Annotated in this window: 13 protein-coding genes, 1 tRNA gene and 2 rRNA genes; 5 read left to right on the top strand and 11 right to left on the bottom strand. The window is 45.6% G+C overall.

Translation table 11 applies throughout. From position 1 onward, the window contains the following. Positions 1-16 precede the first annotated feature (16 nt). From CWO13_RS22420 to lptM, 7 genes are all read right to left on the bottom strand, one after another. Positions 17-2,515 carry a bifunctional diguanylate cyclase/phosphodiesterase gene (locus CWO13_RS22420; protein ID WP_102432585.1) on the bottom strand — a complete coding sequence of 833 codons (2,499 nt, stop codon included), beginning with the start codon at positions 2,513-2,515 and terminating at the stop codon, positions 17-19. Positions 2,516-2,683: 168 nt separating this feature from the next. Further along, positions 2,684-3,400, bottom strand: a complete 717-nt coding sequence (yigB, locus tag CWO13_RS22415; protein WP_102432584.1) for a 5-amino-6-(5-phospho-D-ribitylamino)uracil phosphatase YigB — start codon at positions 3,398-3,400, stop codon at positions 2,684-2,686. A 15-nt stretch (positions 3,401-3,415) separates the two neighbouring features. Next, entirely contained in the window at positions 3,416-4,348 is a 933-nt protein-coding gene (gene xerC / locus CWO13_RS22410) for a tyrosine recombinase XerC (RefSeq protein ID WP_017061015.1), read from the bottom strand. After that, entirely contained in the window at positions 4,317-5,015 is a 699-nt protein-coding gene (locus CWO13_RS22405) for a DUF484 family protein (protein WP_048662863.1), read from the bottom strand. The genes xerC and CWO13_RS22405 overlap by 32 nt, the downstream gene beginning before the upstream one ends. A gap of 45 nt (positions 5,016-5,060) precedes the next feature. Next, complete coding sequence (gene dapF / locus CWO13_RS22400) at positions 5,061-5,891, bottom strand: diaminopimelate epimerase (protein WP_048662862.1); 831 nt, start codon at positions 5,889-5,891, stop codon at positions 5,061-5,063. An 11-nt stretch (positions 5,892-5,902) separates the two neighbouring features. Then, positions 5,903-7,156, bottom strand: coding sequence for a diaminopimelate decarboxylase (gene lysA / locus CWO13_RS22395; protein ID WP_102432583.1), 1,254 nt, complete (start codon positions 7,154-7,156; stop codon positions 5,903-5,905). A 41-nt stretch (positions 7,157-7,197) separates the two neighbouring features. Continuing rightward, positions 7,198-7,314, bottom strand: coding sequence for an LPS translocon maturation chaperone LptM (lptM, locus tag CWO13_RS23825; RefSeq protein WP_407829960.1), 117 nt, complete (start codon positions 7,312-7,314; stop codon positions 7,198-7,200). A gap of 75 nt (positions 7,315-7,389) precedes the next feature. On the opposite strand from lptM, the gene cyaY reads away from it, so the two are divergent. Beyond that, on the top strand, positions 7,390-7,704 hold the full coding sequence (gene cyaY / locus CWO13_RS22385; protein ID WP_048658898.1) for an iron donor protein CyaY: 315 nt from the start codon (positions 7,390-7,392) through the stop codon (positions 7,702-7,704). Between the two features lie 71 nt (positions 7,705-7,775). Here cyaY and CWO13_RS22380 read toward each other — a convergent pair whose 3' ends face one another. After that, positions 7,776-10,304: a class I adenylate cyclase gene (locus CWO13_RS22380; RefSeq protein WP_048658899.1), complete on the bottom strand. Its 2,529-nt coding sequence runs from the start codon at positions 10,302-10,304 to the stop codon at positions 7,776-7,778. A 344-nt stretch (positions 10,305-10,648) separates the two neighbouring features. Between CWO13_RS22380 and hemC the strand changes: the two genes are divergently transcribed. The 4 genes from hemC to CWO13_RS22360 are packed head-to-tail and all read left to right on the top strand — an operon-like array spanning position 10,649 to position 14,744. Then, on the top strand, positions 10,649-11,587 hold the full coding sequence (gene hemC, locus CWO13_RS22375) for a hydroxymethylbilane synthase (protein WP_108083481.1): 939 nt from the start codon (positions 10,649-10,651) through the stop codon (positions 11,585-11,587). A gap of 2 nt (positions 11,588-11,589) precedes the next feature. After that, positions 11,590-12,318 carry a uroporphyrinogen-III synthase gene (locus CWO13_RS22370; RefSeq protein WP_108083480.1) on the top strand — a complete coding sequence of 243 codons (729 nt, stop codon included), beginning with the start codon at positions 11,590-11,592 and terminating at the stop codon, positions 12,316-12,318. A gap of 18 nt (positions 12,319-12,336) precedes the next feature. Further along, positions 12,337-13,563, top strand: coding sequence for a uroporphyrinogen-III C-methyltransferase (locus CWO13_RS22365; RefSeq protein WP_108083479.1), 1,227 nt, complete (start codon positions 12,337-12,339; stop codon positions 13,561-13,563). Then, positions 13,563-14,744: a heme biosynthesis protein HemY gene (locus CWO13_RS22360; RefSeq protein WP_108083478.1), complete on the top strand. Its 1,182-nt coding sequence runs from the start codon at positions 13,563-13,565 to the stop codon at positions 14,742-14,744. Before CWO13_RS22365 ends, CWO13_RS22360 begins: the two co-directional genes overlap by 1 nt. Before the next feature lie 1,129 nt (positions 14,745-15,873). On the opposite strand, the gene CWO13_RS22355 is transcribed toward CWO13_RS22360, so the two are convergent. From CWO13_RS22355 to CWO13_RS22345, 3 genes are all read right to left on the bottom strand, one after another. Beyond that, a tRNA-Asp gene (locus CWO13_RS22355) sits at positions 15,874-15,950 on the bottom strand. A 67-nt stretch (positions 15,951-16,017) separates the two neighbouring features. Beyond that, positions 16,018-16,133, bottom strand: a 5S ribosomal RNA gene (gene rrf / locus CWO13_RS22350). Between the two features lie 129 nt (positions 16,134-16,262). Beyond that, positions 16,263-17,719: ribosomal RNA gene (locus CWO13_RS22345) — 23S ribosomal RNA — on the bottom strand; the annotation flags it as partial.

Here is a 17,719-nt window from a genome sequence, read left to right as displayed (position 1 = left end):
CTGGAAGCTTTAACAGCTAAAACAGTCGCTTAGGCTCACCGAAGTAGTAACCCTGCAGATAATCGACACCCATTTGTTCTGCTATCTCACAAACTTGTTGGTTGTGGACAAATTCAGCGACCGTTTTGGCATTGAACACTTGGCATAAGCGAACCAACTGAGAGGCGATATTTCTTTGTTTTTGGTCTTTATCGATATTACGAATCAAGCTCCCGTCGAGCTTAATGATCTGCGGCTCAAGCTTAATGATTTCATCGATATTGGAATAACCAGAACCAAAATCATCAACAATGATTCTCGCCCCGAGTGCACGGAAGTGATCACACACTTCAATCATGCGACCATAATCTTTAATCTGTTCTGACTCGAGAACCTCTAAACCGAGTCGAGTGGGATCGTTCATGCCACTGATCGCAGCCTCGAGCACCTCAAGCGTCTTGTCGCTCAACAAATCTTGTGGGGATAGATTGATAGAAAATGAGCTCTGCTTATCCGCCATGTAGCCGATAGTACTCTTAATCATGTGTCGACTAAGGCGCGTATATAGGTGCGTATCAGCAATGATAGGTAAGAACTTTCCTGGTGGTACAATCGTGCCGTCCGACTCCATGATTCTGACTAAACACTCTTGGCCAATCATTTCGTGCGTACCCGATTCCACAATCGGCTGTGAGTAGGTGATGATGTTCTGATCTAAAATCGCACGACTTACACAGCTCAACCAACCGAGTTGCTCTTTGCGGTCTTCTTCGCTCACCTGGATGTCTTTGGCATTGGTGATGTGAGTATTGTTCCGCACCCCATAACGTCGAGCTTCGATCGCTTTCAATAAGATTTCGTCACCGCTGTCGGTTAAGAAATCACAACGACTGGCAAAGCCGCCACACAAAGAAACTGACAGGTAATCAATATCAGCCAAACCATACGGCTCAAAGTTAATGTGTTCGATGTCATCCGCGAACTCAACGAAACCTTCTTTTATTCTCGCACTACCAACACTGGCATTAAAGATAATCGCCCACTCTCCGACACCAATACTGAACAGCTCAACCTTCACGCGAGGCTCTTTCACGACACGAAGCTGCAATCGTTCGATAAAGTGATTAGACAGATCAAGCAGTAACTGGTCACCCACTTGGTAGCCGTATTTTTCATTAACTTGATGGAAGTTCGTTAGCTTTAACGTGAGTAAGTGTTCACTAAATAGAATCGTATTGAGGCGTTCTTTTAATACGATACGATTCGGCAAGCCAGTGCGTGAGTCAATGCGATAGCTCTCGGTTAAACGACGCGCTTGTTGATGGAGCTTCTTTTCCATCTGAGTATTCATACTGTCGAGATCAGCGACTGCATTTCTGACCAGGTTAAGTAATGGCGACACTGTTGAGCCACACTGAAAGTCTTCACAATGAAACTCTTTGATCTCGTCAGACTCGCGCATAGCAATATAAGTCAGGCTGTGATGCAGTATTTCTTGACGGTCTTCATTACGGTATAGCTCCCCCATACAGTAGGCACCACACGTGTTCACTATCCCTTCAAATGGCTTGAGCTCAAGTTTACTGTCGATAAACTCAAGTCGAGATACACAGTTATAGATGATCACCGATTCAGGCTGATGCATCGCAAGCATCTCGGCACCATGACGTACCTTTTCAGCGGTCAAAGAGGGGTGGTTATAACAAAACTGCGCCTCTTCACCAACATGCCAAGGGCTATCAAACTCGATACTGCCATCATCATTAATACGCAGAGGCGTCGAGATACCCTTCTTTCTGCCAAGCTCTCGATAAAGCGGAAAGCTCATCAGTTGACTAAAAGGAAGGTCTTTGCCATCCGCAAGGTAATGTTTGAATACCTCAATAGCCGGCTTGTCATTCAACGCGTATAAGCGATTTCCAACTGCGTGTGTGACTCGTAGCTTCATCCCAATCGGGTTCCACTCAGAGTACGCGTCCGACCAAACCTTCAATCTTGGGTTAGTCAGAGCCACCGCAACACAGGCGTGCTGGTAGGTTTGCTCGTTATACATAACCCAACGGCCAAATTCATTCTCATGACACAGTCCACCAGCGATCGGCAAGGCGTAAGGCAAATTCTCAAAAGCGCTATAGATAGGGTAATCACGCCCTTCTACCTGATCACATAGGCTGATAACGGTTTTGGTGTCTTTGGTTAGGCCTAGCTGAGAAGCAAGCGCTTGGCTGTCTTGAGTTGGATTGCCAGTAAACGGCTGAACCGCAGAGGTTAGATGGGTTTCGTTAAACTCACTGATGATGACTAAAGTACATGTACTCTCAAGACAGTTGTCACAGATAACATGACGAGCACTCTGACCGATTAGCGTCGCATTGTTTAAGCGATTGAGGGCAACACTCGCGATTTGACGAGCCAGATCTGAAGATTGAGCTGAGAAGATTTGAATAAGGTACTGTTTGCTGTCACACCATTCTCGCTGATCAAATTGAGCTCTAAATAACGCCTCAGTATTTGCGAGAAATGTAAATGTTTGCATGCCAACCCTTGTTCAAAATCGAGTGAAGTAACAACCCGCAACCACTGCTATGACTGAAATGAATCGCTAAAAAGTAGTCGCCAATTATCCTAACCTAATCAGGCTTTTATAGGCGACTAATGTAACAATTCACTATCATAAATGCGACACAATAAGCCTACCTAGCCATTAAATTAGTCGCATAAGATCGCTAAGTTGGTCTATTTCAACATCAGGAAGCAGGCTCGCCTTCGGGGAGTGGTATAAATTGGAACCAGTGTCATTAAACCAGCATGCTTGGAAGCCATTTTGCTTGGCTCCGTAGACATCCGTTTTGAGGTGATCACCAACATGAAGAATATTCTCAGCATTACAATCTAGGTGCTGCTGAGCTTTTTCAAACATATCTGGGTAAGGTTTAGCTCTGCCATCAGGGCCGGCTTTAAGGATTAACTGAAAATACAGCCCTAAGCCAATTTTGTGCGGGTCGACATTGCCATTAGTAATTGCAACTAGAGGAATACGTTGGCTAAGCTCAGTCATCACTCGATGTGTTTCGTCAGGCACATCGACTTGATTACGCAACCACAAGGCATGCTCAATGCCTTCTCGAGCCGCTTGCTCTGCTTGCTGCTGAGAATAACCCAATTGCAGCAAACCACTCTTAATCTGAGTTTCACGCCACACGGTGACATCATGTTTCAAAGCTGGGTTTTCAGATGCGACTTGCTGCTTAATGCCCTGCCACTCTTCGAGCGATAAGGAAGCCGACACTGGGTGCTTTTGATAAAGCCACTGTGCCATCTCCTTCTCAACCTTCATGATCACAGGCCAGTTGTCATACAGGGTGTCATCCAAGTCAAAGGTCATGGCTTTGATGGGCTTTAACCCTCGATAAATTCGCATAATAAACCCTTAAATCTAGTCTTTGTTCTTCTTACGCGCTCTCGGGTGAGCCTGATCATAAGCTTGTGCTAAGTGTTGGAAATCTAAGTGGGTATACACTTGGGTCGTCGAGATGTTTTCATGGCCAAGCAATTCTTGAACAGCACGAAGGTTTTGGCTCGATTCCAGCACATGCGTTGCAAAGGAGTGACGCAGTTTATGCGGGCTGATGTGGCTCGCGACAGATTGCTTCTTGCCCCACTCTTCCATACGTTTTTGCACGCTTCGATGAGAAATACGAGTCCCGAGCTTAGAGACAAACAGTGCGGTTTCACCCGGTGAAGCCAACTCACCACGGACTTTGAGCCATTTATCGACCCACTCTTTAGCTAAACCAGAAAAAGGCGCTTTGCGTTCTTTGTCGCCTTTACCAATCACTCGAATTTCGCCTTGTCGACCCAACACATCTTTCAGGTTGATGCCGACCAGTTCTGCCAATCGTAACCCCGCACCATACATCACCTCCATCATCGCCCGGTCACGAATCGACAATGGATCGTCCTCATTCACATCAAGCAGTTGACCGACTTCATCGACATCGAGGTTTTTAGGCAAAGGGCGTTGCTTGCGAGGTGCAGAGACACCTTTGGCTGGATTGGCGGTCATTTCGCCACGCAACACAAGGAAATCAAAGAAGCTGCGCAGTGACGACAAGCGAGTTGCGATGCTGCTCGCTTTCATTCCCTCACGCATACCTTTACTGGCAAGTTGTCTTACCCACGCCGCATCGACCTGGCCCCAATCCTTTAGCCCTAGCGTGACTAAATGACCGGCCATGGTTTCAAGTTGTTGTTTGTAATTACGTTGGGTGTGTAAGCTGAGTCCCTTCTCGCTTCTGAGATATTCATAGAAGCGAGAAAGTGGCTTTTGAAGGCTGTTAGGAAGAGGTATTTTGGGCTCTAGGCTCATTATTTATCTGCCAAGGTAAGGTGTCCGCCAAATGAGCGACAACAAGTGCTAAATGGCGTAAAAAGAGCGTATCCATATGGGGTTGGAAATGTCCGCCATCTTCACTAGAAAAGGCGAGCAAGCCCAATGGAGACTGCTTAGCAAGCGGTAGTACTACATAAGAGCCTAGCTCTGGAACTGGATAATCACCAAACAAATCGTGTCTATCGGCTTTTCTCAGGCGTCCTAGATAAGCATCTTTGCCATTAAAATGGTTAAGCGAAAACTTCGAGTAACCCTCGGCACTAAGTTGATAAAAACCCGGTTGCGAAAGAATTCGAACATGCGCTTTAAGCCCAAGATCTAACGCTTTTTGTTCAACGGCTTTTATCACCTGCATGAAGTCACTGCATTTCAGCACTTGCGCTTGCAGATCCATAAACTCATAGAAGGTTTTATCGTTATTTGCCGCCAACGACATCAAGCCAGTGATCTCTTCTTCAAGCTCTTCGATTCGATGACGCTGGCGTTTAAGCTGAACCTCAACCAGAGAAACAGCGCCCTGCTCAACGTTATTGATAGCAAGGCGATCAACCAAATCTTTTCGGTCTTGGAAAAAATCTGGGTTATCACGTAAATATTCCGCGACCACTTCTGCGGTGAGTGCGTCGGCTTCAACGTAAGACAAAACCTATCCTTTATATTTTATGAATCGATTGGTTATAAATCATTATTAGCAAGAAAGTTGACCATCAAACACATGCGTCGCTGGGCCCGTCATATACAGAGGTTTTCCCGGGCCTTGCCAGCTAATGTGTAAGTCACCGCCAGGTAGACGAACTTTTACATTCTCAGCCAATAAGCCTTGAGTAATGCCTACCGCAACCGCGCCACATGCACCGCTGCCACATGCTTGAGTTTCACCAGCACCACGTTCATAAACACGTAAGCGAACCTCTTCACGGTTAACCACTTGCATAAAGCCAGCATTAACACGTTCAGGGAAACGTTCATGTGATTCAAGAAGCGGGCCTAAGGTATCCACATCAGCCGTGTCGACGTCATCAACAACAGTCACCACATGCGGGTTACCCATGCTTACTGCACCACAGAATAAAGTGTGTACATCCGTTCTTAGGATATACGTCTTCTCTGGCTGCTTCGCCTTAAATGGAATCTTGCCAGGTTCGAACTCAGGAATGCCCATGTTCACCGTGATCAGGTCATTCTCTTCAATCTTGAGAACCATTTTACCTTTCTTGGTACTCACGTTGATGCTGTACTTATTCGTTAAGCCTTTCATGCGAACGAATCGTGCAAAACAACGAGCGCCATTACCACACTGCTCCACTTCACTGCCATCCGCATTAAATATGCGGTAATGGAAATCAGTTTCTGGATCATAGGGAGCCTCAACCACAAGTAGCTGGTCAAAGCCCACACCAGTGTGACGATCCGCCAAACGACGGATCAAATCTGGAGAAAAGAAAATATTTTGAGTAATGCAGTCCACGACCATGAAATCATTGCCCAAACCATGCATTTTAGAAAAGTGGAAGTGCATAACGCTTAAAATTACTCCGGAAGAATGTTTTCAAGTTCCCACAGACTCGTAAGCTCTTCACGCTGACGAACCAAATGAGTTTTATCGCCATCCACCATCACTTCAGCCGCACGCGAACGAGTGTTGTAGTTAGATGACATCGCGAAGCCATAAGCACCCGCAGAACGAACCGCTAGCAGATCACCTTCTTCAAGAACAAGGTCACGATCTTTACCTAGGAAATCGCCTGTCTCGCAAATTGGGCCAACCAAATCGTAAGTCACCGCTTCACCCTGACGCGGGCTCACAGGAACAATATCCTGCCAAGCTTGGTAAAGTGCTGGGCGCATTAGGTCGTTCATTGCTGCATCTATGATGGCAAAGTTCTTGTGCTCTGTTGGCTTGAGGAACTCAACTTTCGTTAATAGTACACCAGCGTTAGCAGCAATCGCTCTTCCAGGCTCGAAAATCAGCTCTAGATCAGAATGATTGTCTAAACGAGCCAATAGTGCTTTTGCGTAATCTGAAGGTTGTGGTGGTAATTCATCACGATATACCACACCCAAACCACCACCAACATCAAGGTGCTTAATGTTAATACCATCAGCACGTAGTTGGTCGATCAGAGCAAGCAAACGGTCAGTCGCATCAATGAAAGGTTCGATATCCGTTAACTGAGAACCGATGTGGCAATCAATACCATGGATAGACAAGTTATCGAGTGTTTGTGCAAACGCATAGACAGCAGGAGCACGGTCGAAAGCAATACCAAACTTGTTATCACGCAGACCTGTAGAAATATAAGGGTGAGTGTTGGCATCAACATCTGGGTTGATACGCAGTGAAATCGGTGCTTTAACACCAAGCTCACCAGCCACTTTATTCAGTCGCTCAAGTTCTGGCTCAGACTCAACGTTGAAACACTTAATGTTCAACTCAAGCGCACGCTTCATTTCAGCAGCTGTTTTACCGACACCAGAGAATACAACTTTAGCTGGATCGCCACCGGCAGCAACCACACGCTCTAGCTCACCGCCTGAAACGATATCGAAACCTGACCCCAAACGAGCCAAAGTGTTTAATACGCCAAGGTTTGAGTTAGCTTTAACGGCATAACACACCAAGTGTGGATGCTCACCAACCGATGAATCAAACGCATTCCAGTGGCGTTCTAATGTTGCACGAGAATATATATACAGCGGTGTACCATATTGCTCTGCTAATTGTGAAAGTGCGACGTCCTCAGCCCAAAGCTGGCCATCTTCCTGATAGTTGAAGTAATCCAAAGTTCTTATCCCTTATAAATAACGATTTCTGCGTGCTTCACTTATTGTGATTGTTCAGTCTGCTGAACTTCATCAGGATCGTATAACGGACCCGTTTGACCACAACCAGAAAGTCCAATAACGGACACCATAAACAGAGCGGTAATTAATTTTTTCATTTTGCATATCGTGATTATTAACTCAATGCCCCCTATAATCGCACCACACTCAGGAAAAGCAATAGGATAGAAAGGATGAACGAGACTGAATTTCATCAACTGGTCGATATACAGATGCAAAACATCGAAGAAGCTATCGATGAATCAGAGGCAGATATTGATTACGAAGTGACTGGTAACGTAATGACACTCGAGTTTGAGAACCGCAGCCAAATCATTATCAACCGCCAAGAACCAATGAAAGAAATCTGGTTAGCGTCTAAATCTGGTGGCTTTCACTTCAAGCTAGTTGACGACAAGTGGACATGTTCAAAGACGGGCATGGAGCTGTTTGAGATGGTGAAAGAAGAATGCGTGAAGCATGCAGGTGAAGAGATCGATTGGGTCTAATCATTTGTAAGCAAAACTAAAAAGGAGTGAATCAATCACTCCTTTTTTAATATCAATCAGTCTTAATAAGCCTAGATGTTGACTATCTTTGAACTCCGAGAAGCTAACGTCGCATCGTTACGGTAAGGCACAACGTAGGAGCTACCCTCTTCAGGGTGAACAATCTGGTAGTACTGAGGTAAATTAAAGTTAATCAACTTAGACGACATCTTCGACTCATCTTTTACCGACGTATAGAAAGAGTTCACACTCGCGATCATCTCATCTTTTTCGCCGCTGTACTGGTGATACACCTCTACCTGATTCGACTCATCCAATACATAAATATTGAAACCTTTATCGGTATCTTCAAAGAAGAACTGAATTAAGCCCTCACTCGCAAAACCATCCACCACTTCTGGCAGTTGATACTCTTGCTCTTTATCGAGCATCAGTAAAGGCGACCCCTTCAGCTTGTTGGTTGAGATACTACGGTAGAAGTCGACCGAGTTTTCCAACATCTGAACCGACACACCACGGCGCTCAAAAAACAGGCCAAACATCTTATTCGCTAAGCGAATGGCTTTAAAGCGACGGCGCTTCTCTGGTTCAATCGGTTTCAATCTTAGGTCGATACACTCGGCAAGCAGTTGATACACCATGTTACGCATCACACCGCGCAGGTTTTTGCTGTAACAGAACACATCGACCGACTCTGGCGGCAACGCATCTTGGTGCATTTTGCCAAGTACCGTCTTAAGCGCATCCAGCATCGCCGTATCACCTTGGAAATGCAGCGTACGTACTTCATGCCAAGAGTTACGATAAACCAAATCAACACTACCGACTAAACTCTTACCTTCTTCACCAAAGCTGAAGATATCCGCATTCTTGAGATCCACTTTTAATGCACGACCACTTAATTCAGAAGTCGGGTCATTTTCAAAGTTGATGAACATCGCCAACTGGCTAATCTCACATGGGCTAGCCAGGGCCTGCATACTTGGGCGACGCTTACGTAAAGAGAAGGTATTACGCAGATCACTCACCATTTGATAGAACTTATCGATATCAATATGGGCATCACGCACCACAGAGTGCAGACGTGTCGACTCAGTAATCAAGCCATTAAAGAATGACCAAGCAACCAACTTACTCAAGTACTCATGGTGTTCCAGAGAAGGCTGACCAAGAATACGATGCGCTACCAGTGGCTGTTTATACAAGTACCAACCGGCTTTATTCGACTGACCCTGACGAACTTCGATGAAGCTCAAGTCGGGTTCATGCAGATCAGGAGAGATTTGTGGGTTCAGTAGCGTCACTTTACCAGGCAAGACCTCAAATGCAGCGTAAAGTTTACGTGCCAAGATACTGATATCTTGTGGGCTGATGGCTGAAGTGATGTCATTACGACGCGCAAATTGAATCAGGTTGCGGTAGCTCAGCATCAAGGCATCAAGCAGTGCATGGTGCACCACTTTAACCTGTTCAACCTTCCAGTTACGGCGGTTATCGAGCTCAGCAATGATTTCCTGTCCCCAATTCCAAGACTTAGTCATCTCGGTTAGGGCTTCACGACGCCATGCAACAGAACCAATGCCAGCTTCGCGTGACAACTTCTCGTGAGTCTTTAAGTAGAAACAACGTCTTACCAAATCCAATCGAGTGTGGTCATTGATACGCTCTAGGTAGCGCGTCACCTTCTCTAGCATCAGATAGTAGCTATCCATACCATACAGATCAGGTGCATCCGCAAAGAAACGGCGCTTGGTATCAATACTCAACAATTGAGTATTTGGGTATTCCCATGAATAAGCTTCTAACAAGATCGCCTTTAACACCGATTTATACGGTGAGTCGATACTCTTGTAGAGCTGCCACAGGTTAGAACCAAAGTACTCTTCAGCGGGAATACGATTCAGCTTACCGAAATCGATCCACTGTGAGCAGTCAAGATAGCCATCCTGACATAAGCCTTGAACATACTCGTCGTAACACTCTTCCATTTCTGGAGGAATGATTTGCCACAACAAGCGCTGGCCAGCCAAACGAACCGCAGAACGATAGAACTCATCAAGCAATAACAAGTGCTGCGAAGAGCCACAGTTATCACCGGTCATCTCTTCTGAATGGTTCGAACGAAAACGCTCTTCATCCATCAAGAAGAAGTTAGCTTCAACCCCTAAGGTTTCAGCCCAATCGGTAATCAGCAGACATTTGTTGGTTAGGCTGTCGCGAGATGCGCCATCCATATCTGGAGACACACATACCCAGATATCAAGATCACTTGAAGTGCTTTGACCAATAGAAGAAGTACTACCCATGGTGTACAAGCCAAGGATGGCAGGTTCAGCAGCCTCGGTAAGTTTACCACCCAGCGTTAATTCGGTATCAGAGACAAATTGCTTTTGGAATTCATTAAGCGTGAAGCTACGAATTCCAAAAGGAACTTGTTGGTCGTAATAACCAGGCATCATCGGGTGATTAAAGTGAAGCAGTGCGGGAATAAGGTTGAAAACTCGCTGGCCTTGCACATTCATCAACGCCAACGCACGATCAATGCGCTGCTGATTTAGATTGTCTAATCGTTGAATCAAAGTTTGAGTGTAAGCCTGCAAGGTAAGTCCTTGGTTTGAGGTTAAGTGCAGTTCTGTCTAGTTACTGAACGAAAGCAGCAACAAAACGTGATCAATTTAACACTTTTAGCCTTAATGGTAAAGCAAAGGAACCTGTCATACTGGTCAATTCCTTGATGACAGAAAGTTAAACTCCCGGCGCCGTAGTGTCCTCTTTATTGACTATTTCTAATAATAGCCCATGTTTCAAATGAGATACCAATCACACTATTTTGGTGAACTAATGAAAATCTCTGAGCTATCAAAGTATCAAATGATCAAACAGTAAGAATTCTCGCCTCATAATGGTAGGATTAGGCTATTACAGAACCTATATCGGAACCACCATGACAAATTCAGCACCAATCCGTATCGCGACCAGAAAAAGCCCTCTTGCCCTTTGGCAGGCATACTTTGTAAGGGATGCACTGCAAGCTGCTCACCCTGGTTTAGAGGTTGAGTTGGTAACTATGGTGACCAAAGGTGACATCATCCTCGACACTCCTCTTGCTAAAGTGGGCGGTAAAGGACTGTTCGTTAAAGAACTTGAAGTAGCAATGCTAGAAGGTCGTGCTGACCTAGCCGTTCACTCAATGAAAGATGTACCTGTCGACTTTCCTGAAGGTCTAGGTCTGGTAACGATTTGTGAGCGTGAAGATCCACGTGACGCATTCGTATCAAACACTTACAACAATATTGATGAGCTACCACAAGGTGCTGTCGTTGGTACATGCAGCCTGCGTCGTCAGTGTCAATTACTTGAGTCTCGCCCCGACTTAATCATCAAGGAGCTACGCGGCAACGTGGGGACTCGTCTAGGTAAACTCGATGATGGTCAATACGATGCGATCGTGCTGGCTGCTGCTGGCCTTAAGCGTTTAGAGCTAGAAGAGCGTATTCGTAGCTTCATCGAACCAGAACAATCTCTACCAGCTGTAGGCCAAGGCGCTGTTGGTATTGAATGTCGTCTTGATGATGAACGTCTGATTAAGCTTCTTGAACCATTGAATCATAAAGATACAGCTGATCGCGTACTATGCGAACGTGCAATGAACCTAACTCTGGAAGGTGGCTGCCAGGTGCCTATCGGTAGCTACTCACTATTAGACGGCGACAATATCTGGTTGCGTGCTCTTGTCGGTGAACCAGACGGTTCTAAAATGGTTCGCGGCGAGATCTCTGGTTCACGTAAAGATGCTGAAGCGCTTGGCGTGACTCTAGCAAATCAATTGCTGGATGACGGTGCAAGAGAAATTTTAACCAAGCTCTACGCTGACCAAGAATAATCATGACAGTGTTGGTGACTCGCCCCGGTTCAGAGGGGCAATCGCTTTGCCAACAACTAGCGGATGAAGGGATTCAAGCAATCCATCATCCGCTGATTCGTATCGTTGATAATCCAAACTCTGCGGATTTAAGCACCCAGCTTAATAACAGCGATATCATCATCGCCGTCAGTCACCACGCCGTGACCGCGGCTCAAAACATCCTTTCAAAAACCTCATCCATTTGGCCTACTTCGCCGCTTTATCTTGGCGTTGGTCAAAAAACTGCGCACGTTTTAAGCAAAGTCTGTAAACAAAAAGTAAACTACCCTCAAGTTAGTGATAGTGAACATCTTCTTAAACTTACTGAACTTAATGGCGTAGAAAATAAGTCCATTTTGATACTACGTGGTAATGGTGGGCGTGAGCTCATTAGAGATTCTCTACTCAACCGAGGTGCACAAGTCTCTTATTGTGAGACCTACCGTAGAGAATATATTCCCATTAGCGACCACAATACCTATCAAACATGGATAAACAAAAAAACGTCCAAAGTTGTCATCACTAGTCAGGAACAATTGGAGTATCTCTGCTCAATTACCCCTGATGAGTATTTGACTTGGCTTTCAACAAGACACCTATTTGTCCCAAGTCAGCGCATAGTAGAACGAGCACAACAACTCGGCTTCTCGAACGTGACCAATACTCACAGTGCTACGAACCAAATATTACTGGCTGCTCTCCGGCCCTAGCTAGAACAGGAAATAAGCATGACAAGCAAAAAAAATAACGAGCATATTGAACCTGAAAAGAAACAAGACACTCAGCCAGTAGTTATTGAAAACGAAAAAGCTGACTCTACAGAGACAAAACAGCCTGAACAGAAGCTTGATCCCTCTGCGTCAAAGACCGCTAAAAATGAGCAGCCTCAAGCTGAACATAAAGAGCAAATAGAGAAAGCAGAAAAGCAAGGTAAGCGCGGTGTCAAACTAGGCGCTATTGCGATCGCTATTTCGATTATTTTCAGTGGGGGTATCGCATTTCAAATGCAGCAAAAGAGCGCTGAGTATTCAGCTCAAATCGCCGCTCTTCAAGCACAGCTTCAAAATACCCAATCTGCAGTAAATAAAGACCTACAAACCATCAAGCAAGAGACTATCCAAGAAGCGTCACACGCGGTGGAGAAAACTCAGGTCGTACAGTCTCAACAGCAGAAGAGTATTCAAAGCCTGCAGTTAGCAGTGGCTGACGTTAAAGGTCGCCGCCCGAATGACTGGTTACTTGCCGAAGCCGATTACCTTGTGAAACTAGCAGGACGTAAACTGTTCCTAGAGCATGATGCCGTTAGCGCAACCAAGTTAATGGAAAGTGCCGATCAACGTATCGCAGCACTGAACGACCCTAGCTTAGTGTCACTGCGTCAATCAATGACCAATGACATTACTAAACTTCGCACCATTCCTCTGATCGACCGTGACGGTTTAGTTCTCCGCATCACAAGTCTGCAACAGCAAGTCGATACGCTTCCGCTTGCCAATGCGATTCTTCCTGAAGCCGCAGTTGTTGAGAAAAAAGCAGTATCGCAAGATATTAATGATTGGCAGAACAACCTGATGACGTCGATGAAAGACTTCTCAGAAAACTTCATCACATTCCGCAGTCGTGATGGCGAAGTTATCCCTCTACTATCACCAGAACAGCACTTCTACCTGCGTGAAAACATCAAAGGTAAATTAGAAACCGCGATTCGCGCGGTCTACAAAGAGCAAGGTGAACTCTATAGTGCAGCTCTTAATACCGCTAGCGAGTGGTCGAAAGCGTACCTAAACCAAGATAACAACTCAGTGATTGAATTTGAGAAAGCGATTAAACAGTTAAGTGAACAGAACATCTCTGTGAAATACCCTGTAAAGCTTGAATCTCAAAATGAGTTGTCAGATGTGATACGTGATCGTCTACGTCGTGAAGTCACCGTTATGACCACGGAGGAAAAATAATGATTCGTTGGATTTTTCTTTTTCTCGTTCTAGGTGCTGGGTTAATTGTTGGTACTCAGTTCTCAGGTCAACAAGGCTACGTTCTGATCTCAATTGCGAATAAGACCATTGAGATGAGCGTGACAACACTGGTTATCTTCGTTATTGCTCTTCTAGCGGCTCTATTCGGCTTAGAGTACCTATTTAAAAAGCTTATGCACGCAAGCTCAACAACTTGGAATTGGTTCAGTGTTCGTAAGCTGAAACGCTCTCGTCGTTATACCAATGAGGGCATCATCAAACTTCTTGAAGGTGACTGGAAAGGCGCAGAGAAAAAGGTAACGCGTTGGGCTAACCATCACGACATGCCTCTACTTTGTTATTTAGTCGCTTCTCAAGCGGCTCACGAACAGGGTAATACGAAAGAGCGTGATAAGTACATCGAGCTTGCTAGCCAGCAGGACGACTCTCTACTGGCTGTTGAGCTAACTAAAGCAAAACAACAGATCAGTGAGTCGAACTACGAAGCCGCATTCGATACACTTTCGACCTTAAAAGGTACATACCCTAATAACACCGCTGTACTTGGCCTATTAAAAGCCACCTACATGCAGCTTAAACTCTGGCAGCCATTACTAGAGTTAACGCCTAAGCTAGCTAAAAACAAGCTTCTTACGGCTGATGAGCAAGTTGAGTTAGAACAAAAAGCACAATGCGGCTTGCTTCACGATGTGGCACAGCAGCAAGGTAGCGAAGGTTTAATCAGCCATTGGAACAAGCTTTCAAGAAAGCAGAAACAAAGCTCTCACCTTGTTTCCTGCTTTGTGAAGCAACTGATCGCTCGTAAAGCTGACTCAGAAGCCTTCACTGTGATCAAAGAGAACATTGCGAAGAGTGGTTCAAATGAGCTCTACATGTTGCTTCCAGAGCTTAACCTTGCCGATCACCACCCAGTCGTTGTGATGCTAGAGCGCGCCATCAGTAAAGATGGTGGCAATGCCGAAGCACACAGCGCATTGGCTCAGTTCTACCTAAGAGAACAGAAGTGGTCAGAAGCACAAACCCACTTCGAGAAAGCACTAGCACTTCGCTCAAACGTATCAGATTACGGATACTTATCTGATGCACTAGAAAAGCAAAACTTAACGAAGGCTGCTCACGAAGTTTCTCGCAAGGCACTCGCTCTCGTTCAACCAGCTTAAACTGTTACAACTATCATGAAGCCGATGCCAAGCATCGGCTTTTTTGTATCTACTGTTTACCTTGGATAACTTCCTCAGTACCAATAAGAAAACACTAGAGATGGTAGTAAAGGTCTTCCATCCAGATCCCTTCTCCACACCCAGCTTATTGCTGACCGAAGCACCGTCCATTTTTAATAAGGCCTGCCTAGCTCGGAACAATCCATAAGTCACACATCTTGATCATTGGATTTCAAATGCTATTAATGCTTTATAAGTACTGATTTTAAGTCATGAGGTTAAATCCTCATGAAATCACCCGCAAGGTTTCCTAAAAAACACTGAGGGATACTTTAGAGCTATCCGTATGTAGTTTTAGCCAATTATAAAACAAGCTGTTTAGAATCCATTTGAGCTGACTGACAATCTTTATATAGATTTTTGAAGGAATAATGATCAGATAACTTGGTTGGATTTGTACCGAGAGAAAGTAAAGACGTTTCGCAGTAGTTGTCATTTGATAGAGATTAGCTCTAGATTACAGTGGGCTTAGCAACTGGAATCATTAGATGAAAATTACATTTAAGTAATGTACCTCTAAGTATTGGATCTCGTAAATCTGGCCTACCTCCGTAACCAACCTATTGGTTTAAGATTGAAGAAGTGAATGTATAGCAGCGGAGTTTCAGACTCTAGACGAAATCAATTCTGAGACACAGCAAAACTCCGAAGTTTAAAGCGCGGCTTAATCATCACTCAACAGAAGTAATTAAGAAGCCACCGCTACTTAGAAAACCCCTGCTAACTTATTGATTAAAAATAATTTGTCATGTTAGAGCCCATAAGCGCGAAGCCCGGCTATTGCTAACACAGCTTTCTAATCAATCGTCGATTCAACGATTACTAACCAAAACAACCTTTTACGGAAATCAAAACAACCTTTTACGGAAATCAAAACCAAGAGTTAAAACTCATAACCCAGAAACGACGAAAGCCTAGTCGTCAGACTAGGCTTTCTAATAAGTAACGGAATGGACGGGATTGTGGGCTTCTGGCAAACCCTTTGTGGAACTCATTCGGCCGAAGGGCAAAACACTTTTCTTTAAATGTAAAAAAGCCCTGCTATTTCTAGCAGGGCTTTTCTAATAAGTGGCGGAGTGGACGGGACTCGAACCCGCGACCCCCGGCGTGACAGGCCGGTATTCTAACCAACTGAACTACCACTCCGCAGTGGTCAACTCACTAAGTGAGCGTCCATATCTCCAGGTTGGTCAACCTAAAGATTTAATTTAAAGCCTGGCGATGTCCTACTCTCACATGGGGAAGCCCCACACTACCATCGGCGCTATTGTGTTTCACTTCTGAGTTCGGCATGGAATCAGGTGGGTCCACAATGCTATGGTCGCCAAGCAAATTTTGCTTTTACTTTCAGTTTTTAAAAAACTGAAGGCAAATAATCTGGAAAGCTGTTTTTGTTCTCTTCAAACTCATTCAAGCGTTTGGTATTTCTTTGAGTCCACAAAACCCCTTGGGTGTTGTATGGTTAAGCCTCACGGGCAATTAGTACAGGTTAGCTCAATGCCTCGCAGCACTTACACACCCTGCCTATCAACGTCGTAGTCTACGACAACCCTTTAGGACGCTTAAAGCGCCAGGGAAAACTCATCTCAAGGCTCGCTTCCCGCTTAGATGCTTTCAGCGGTTATCGATTCCGAACTTAGCTACCGGGCAATGCCATTGGCATGACAACCCGAACACCAGAGGTTCGTCCACTCCGGTCCTCTCGTACTAGGAGCAGCCCCTTTCAATTTTCCAACGCCCACGGCAGATAGGGACCGAACTGTCTCACGACGTTCTAAACCCAGCTCGCGTACCACTTTAAATGGCGAACAGCCATACCCTTGGGACCGACTTCAGCCCCAGGATGTGATGAGCCGACATCGAGGTGCCAAACACCGCCGTCGATATGAACTCTTGGGCGGTATCAGCCTGTTATCCCCGGAGTACCTTTTATCCGTTGAGCGATGGCCCTTCCATTCAGAACCACCGGATCACTATGACCTGCTTTCGCACCTGCTCGAATTGTCATTCTCGCAGTCAAGCGGGCTTATGCCATTGCACTAACCACACGATGTCCAACCGTGTTTAGCCCACCTTCGTGCTCCTCCGTTACTCTTTGGGAGGAGACCGCCCCAGTCAAACTACCCACCAGGCACTGTCCGTAATCCCGATTCAGGGACCAACGTTAGAACATCAAAACTACAAGGGTGGTATTTCAAGGACGACTCCACCACATCTAGCGACGCGGTTTCAAAGTCTCCCACCTATCCTACACATGTAGGTTCAATGTTCAGTGCCAAGCTGTAGTAAAGGTTCACGGGGTCTTTCCGTCTAGCCGCGGGTACACTGCATCTTCACAGCGATTTCAATTTCACTGAGTCTCGGGTGGAGACAGCGTGGCCATCATTACGCCATTCGTGCAGGTCGGAACTTACCCGACAAGGAATTTCGCTACCTTAGGACCGTTATAGTTACGGCCGCCGTTTACCGGGGCTTCGATCAAGAGCTTCGACCGAAGTCTAACCCCATCAATTAACCTTCCGGCACCGGGCAGGCGTCACACCGTATACGTCATCTTACGATTTTGCACAGTGCTGTGTTTTTAATAAACAGTTGCAGCCACCTGGTATCTGCGACTCTCGTCTGCTCCATCCGCAAGGGACTTCACTGATAAGAGCGTACCTTCTCCCGAAGTTACGGTACCATTTTGCCTAGTTCCTTCACCCGAGTTCTCTCAAGCGCCTTGGTATTCTCTACCCGACCACCTGTGTCGGTTTGGGGTACGATTCCTTACAATCTGAAGCTTAGAGGCTTTTCCTGGAAGCATGGCATCAATGACTTCACTACCGTAGTAGCTCGACATCGTATCTCAGCGTTAGTAGCGGTCCGGATTTACCTAAACCACCCGCCTACGTACTTGAACCTGGACAACCGTC

The organism is Vibrio sp. ZF 223 (genome assembly GCF_003050585.1).
GTDB lineage: Bacteria > Pseudomonadota > Gammaproteobacteria > Enterobacterales > Vibrionaceae > Vibrio > Vibrio crassostreae.
Note: the sequence above shows the minus strand (reverse complement) of the source record. Positions and strands in the feature narration are given on the sequence as shown.

Bases quoted from the DNA above. Each gene is read 5' to 3' on its own strand.
- CWO13_RS22420 (WP_102432585.1), bottom strand. From the start codon at position 2,515: ATGCAAACATTTACATTTCTCGCAAATACTGAGGCGTTATTTAGAGCT.
- lptM (WP_407829960.1), bottom strand. From the start codon at position 7,314: ATGAAAAAATTAATTACCGCTCTGTTTATGGTGTCCGTTATTGGACTT.
- CWO13_RS22365 (WP_108083479.1), top strand. From the start codon at position 12,337: ATGACAAGCAAAAAAAATAACGAGCATATTGAACCTGAAAAGAAACAA.
- CWO13_RS22370 (WP_108083480.1), top strand. From the start codon at position 11,590: ATGACAGTGTTGGTGACTCGCCCCGGTTCAGAGGGGCAATCGCTTTGC.
- xerC (WP_017061015.1), bottom strand. From the start codon at position 4,348: ATGAGCCTAGAGCCCAAAATACCTCTTCCTAACAGCCTTCAAAAGCCA.
- yigB (WP_102432584.1), bottom strand. From the start codon at position 3,400: ATGCGAATTTATCGAGGGTTAAAGCCCATCAAAGCCATGACCTTTGAC.
- cyaY (WP_048658898.1), top strand. From the start codon at position 7,390: ATGAACGAGACTGAATTTCATCAACTGGTCGATATACAGATGCAAAAC.
- hemC (WP_108083481.1), top strand. From the start codon at position 10,649: ATGACAAATTCAGCACCAATCCGTATCGCGACCAGAAAAAGCCCTCTT.
- CWO13_RS22360 (WP_108083478.1), top strand. From the start codon at position 13,563: ATGATTCGTTGGATTTTTCTTTTTCTCGTTCTAGGTGCTGGGTTAATT.
- dapF (WP_048662862.1), bottom strand. From the start codon at position 5,891: ATGCACTTCCACTTTTCTAAAATGCATGGTTTGGGCAATGATTTCATG.